Source organism: Sandarakinorhabdus rubra (genome assembly GCF_010994245.1).
GTDB lineage: Bacteria > Pseudomonadota > Alphaproteobacteria > Sphingomonadales > Sphingomonadaceae > Sandarakinorhabdus > Sandarakinorhabdus rubra.
In genome coordinates this window covers 1-3,584 of record NZ_WMHO01000243.1, presented here as the reverse complement: position 1 = coordinate 3,584, position 3,584 = coordinate 1, and the positions used below count along the sequence as shown (strand labels likewise).

The window sequence follows — 3,584 nt, the reverse complement described above, 5'->3', positions numbered from 1 at the left end:
CACGGCCACGGGCGGCGGCGCAGCCAAAGCCGCAGCCGGCATGAGGGGCCACAGCAGCGGCAGGCCAAGAAGGGTGCGGCGGCGGATCACGCCCGTCTCATGCCAGCCGCACCGCCGGGGTGCAACGCGCGGCAAAAGCCGCTATCGCCGCGCGAATGCAGCGCCCCGATCCCGTCGAACCCTTCCATGCCATTGCCCTGTCGCGCCTGGCCCGGCGGCTGGAGGCCGATGGCCAGCACATCATCCACATGGAGTTTGGCCAGCCCTCCACCGGGGCGCCGGCCGCCGCCATCGCCCGCGCCGCCGACGTGCTGGCCAGCGACCCAGGCAGCTATTGGGAATCGGAACCGCTCAAGGCCCGCATCGCGCAGCTCTATGCCGATCGGCATGGCCTGGCGGTGGCGGCGGAGCGCATCATCCTCACCTGCGGCGCCTCGCCGGCGCTGGTGCTGGCGCTGAGCGCCGCCTTCCGGCCCGGCGACCGCATCGCCATGGCCCGGCCTGGCTATGTCGCCTATCGCAACAATGTGCGGGCGCTGGGCATGGTGCCGGTGGAAATCGCCTGCGGGCCGGACACCCGCTTCCAGCTCACCGCGGCGCAGCTTGCAGCGCTCGATCCGGCGCCGGCCGGCGTCATCATCGCCAGCCCGGCCAACCCCACCGGAACGGTGATCCCGGCTGATGAGATGGCCGCCATCGCCGCCGTCTGCACCGGCCGCGGCATCCGCATCATCTCGGACGAGATCTACCATGGCCTCAGCTATACCGGCCCTGTGGCAAGCGCCCTCGAACACGCGCCCGATGCCCTGGTGGTGAACAGCTTTTCCAAATATTTCAGCATGGTGGGCTGGCGGCTGGGCTGGCTGGTGGCACCCGATGACCTGTTGGACGCGGCCCGCGCGCGGATGGGCAATTTGTTCCTCACCGCGCCCACCCTGTCCCAGCATGCCGGGCTGGTGGCGATGGACTGCACCGCCGAGCTGGAAACCCATGTCGCCCGCTATGCCGCCAACCGGCAGTTGATGCTCGATGCGCTGCCGGCCCTGGGGCTGGCCCGGATCGCGCCGCCGGATGGCGCCTTCTACATCTGGGCCGATGTCGGCCATCTCACCGACGATGCCATGGGGCTGGCCGAAGCGCTGCTGCGCGACACTGGTGTCGCCACCGCGCCGGGCATCGATTTCGATCCGGTCGACGGCCGCCACTTCCTGCGCTTCAGCTTCGCCGTCGACACGCCGCTGATCGAAGCCGCGCTGGACCGCATCACGCCCTGGTTCCAGTCGCGTGCCTGAACCTAGGCCGCGACCACCCGGCGGTTGGCCATGGCCCGGAAGAATAGCAAGCTGGTGACGCCGACGAAGAACAGCGAGACGAGGAACGGTGCGCCGGGCTGATAGACGGGCGCCTCAGGGGCAGAGAAGCGAGCGAACACCGTGGTCATCAACGGCGGGCCGATGATCGCCGAGAGGCTCTGAAGCGAGGCCACTGCGCCCTGCAGTTCGCCTTGTTCGGATGGCGGCATCTCGGCCGACATCAGGCCCTGCAGGCAGGGAAACACCAGGCCCTGCAGCGCCGAGACGGTGATGCCGAGATAGACCATCCAGCCGACATCGGCCATTGCATAGGTGGAATAGCCGGCGACCGCCGATAAGAGGCCGAACTGGATGATGCGGCGCTGGCCGAAGCGCGGGATCAGCCGGCGGCCAACGACACCCTGTATGAAGGCGCCGGACAGGCCCACCGCGGCGAGGCTCCAGCCCACCTGTTCAGCGCTCCAGCCATAGCGCAGCTGGCCGTGATAGGACCAGATCGAATAGAGCGACTGGTAGGACAGGGTCCACACGAACACCGTGGCGCCCAGCATCAGCACCACCGGGTGCGCCGATCGCAACCGCATGAGCGCGCCCACCGGATTGGCCCGGCGCCATTGGAACGGCCGCCGCTGCGCCGGCGGCAGCGATTCGGGCAGCACGATGAGGCCATAGAGGAAATTGGCCATGGCGAGCCCCGCCGACAGCAGGAACGGCACCTCGTCCCCGAAGCGCGCCACCAGGCCACCCAGCGCCGGGCCGATAATGAAGCCGAAGCCGAAGGCCATGCCGATGATGCCGAAATTGGCGCCGCGCTTATCGGCCGGGGTCACATCCGCGATATAGGCATAGGCGGTGGGAAAGGTCGCCCCGGTGATGCCGGCCACGGCGCGCGCTGCCACCAGCCAGGCCAGGGTGGGGGCAAAGGCCATCACCAGATAATCAAGGCTGAAGGCCAGCATGCTGGCCAGCAGCACCGGGCGGCGGCCGAACCGATCCGAAAGCCCACCGATCACCGGTCCCATCAGGAACTGGATGCCGGCATAGAGGAAGGCGATCCAGCCCGAGATCTCGGCGGCGTGGGCTAGCGTTCGGCCCGACAGCTTGACGATCAGCTGCGGGAACACCGGGATGACGATGCCGAAGCCGATGGCATCGATCAGCACCGTCACGAAGATGAAGGCCAGCGCGCGGTTCACGCCGGTCCCTGCTCCCATCCCTGTCGCTTGCCCCGCATCATGGCGGGCTGGTTAGCGGCTTTTGCCGGCCGCGCCTATGCTCACGTGGCCGGGGTTGCGCGGGTGCGGCAAAATGTGTTTTGGGTGGAGTCCAAGGAGACGCGTGCCCGTGTCACTGCTCAAGACGATCTTCACCTGGTGGAACGGCCCCGGCCTCGGCACGCGGCTGTTCACCGCCCGCCATGGCGAGGAAGTGGGCCGCGATGGCGCCGGCAACATCTATTACCGGTCTGGCCGGGGCGCCGCCGAACGGCGCTGGGTGATCTACAATGGCGAGCCCGAAGCCACGCGCATCCCGCCGGAATGGCATTTGTGGATGCACCGCAGCACGGACGAACCGCCGTCGGCGCGGCCGCTCACGACGCGTGTCTGGGAACGGCCGTGGACCCCAAACGCCACCGGCACGGCGTTGGCCCACCGCCCAGCCGGCGCGCTTTTGGCTGGCGGGCAGCGCGCGGCCGCCACCGGCGATTACGAGGCCTGGTTGCCCGACACGCCAGCCGGCGATTGACCATATGACTGACAGCATCAGGGACAATCTGGCCGAAGCCGCCATCGGCCTTGCCGTGGTGGCGGCGGCAGTGGGCTTCGTGGCCTTTGCCTGGGCGCGCACCGGCGCCGGCGAGGGCCAGGGCGGCACCAGCCTTGTCGCGCGCTTTCCCAACATCGCTGGCGTCACGCTGGGCACCGATGTCCGGCTGGCCGGCGTGAAGGTGGGCCGCGTCACCGCTGTTTCCCTCGACCCCGGCAGCTACCAGGCGGTGTTGAACCTGTCGGTCGACCCGGGGCTGAAGCTGCCGGTCGACAGCTCGGCGGCGATCACGTCCGAAGGCCTGTTGGGCGGCAACTATATCGCACTGACCCCGGGCGCCGAGGCCGACATGCTGAAGGATGGCGGCGAGATCATCGAAACCTCGGGCGCGCCCGACCTGTTGGGGCTGATCGGCAGCGTGGTGAACCGCTCTGGCGGCGACGCGCCCGCGGCTCCGGCGGCGGCAGCCGAAACCGGCAATGCCGCGCCGCGCTGAGGCCGCCG

4 protein-coding genes are annotated in these 3,584 nt (G+C 69.1%); 3 read left to right on the top strand and 1 reads right to left on the bottom strand.

The genetic code is table 11. From position 1 onward, the window contains the following. Nucleotides 1-155 precede the first annotated feature (155 nt). Nucleotides 156-1,292, top strand: a complete 1,137-nt coding sequence (locus tag GJV64_RS12605) for a pyridoxal phosphate-dependent aminotransferase (protein ID WP_164157626.1) — start codon at nucleotides 156-158, stop codon at nucleotides 1,290-1,292. Nucleotides 1,293-1,294: 2 nt separating this feature from the next. Here GJV64_RS12605 and GJV64_RS12600 read toward each other — a convergent pair whose 3' ends face one another. After that, entirely contained in the window at nucleotides 1,295-2,527 is a 1,233-nt protein-coding gene (locus GJV64_RS12600) for a TCR/Tet family MFS transporter (protein ID WP_235927739.1), read from the bottom strand. A 130-nt stretch (nucleotides 2,528-2,657) separates the two neighbouring features. Here GJV64_RS12600 and GJV64_RS12595 point away from each other — a divergent pair, with 130 nt between their 5' ends. Both GJV64_RS12595 and mlaD read left to right on the top strand, forming a co-directional pair. Then, on the top strand, nucleotides 2,658-3,059 hold the full coding sequence (locus tag GJV64_RS12595) for an NADH:ubiquinone oxidoreductase subunit NDUFA12 (RefSeq protein WP_164157624.1): 402 nt from the start codon (nucleotides 2,658-2,660) through the stop codon (nucleotides 3,057-3,059). Between the two features lie 4 nt (nucleotides 3,060-3,063). After that, complete coding sequence (gene mlaD / locus GJV64_RS12590) at nucleotides 3,064-3,576, top strand: outer membrane lipid asymmetry maintenance protein MlaD (RefSeq protein WP_164157622.1); 513 nt, start codon at nucleotides 3,064-3,066, stop codon at nucleotides 3,574-3,576. The last annotated feature ends 8 nt before the right edge of the window (nucleotides 3,577-3,584 follow it).

Excerpts from the sequence above, each read along its gene's own strand:
- GJV64_RS12605 (WP_164157626.1), top strand. The coding sequence starts at position 156 with ATGCAGCGCCCCGATCCCGTCGAACCCTTCCATGCCATTGCCCTGTCG.
- GJV64_RS12600 (WP_235927739.1), bottom strand. The coding sequence starts at position 2,527 with ATGGGAGCAGGGACCGGCGTGAACCGCGCGCTGGCCTTCATCTTCGTG.
- mlaD (WP_164157622.1), top strand. The coding sequence starts at position 3,064 with ATGACTGACAGCATCAGGGACAATCTGGCCGAAGCCGCCATCGGCCTT.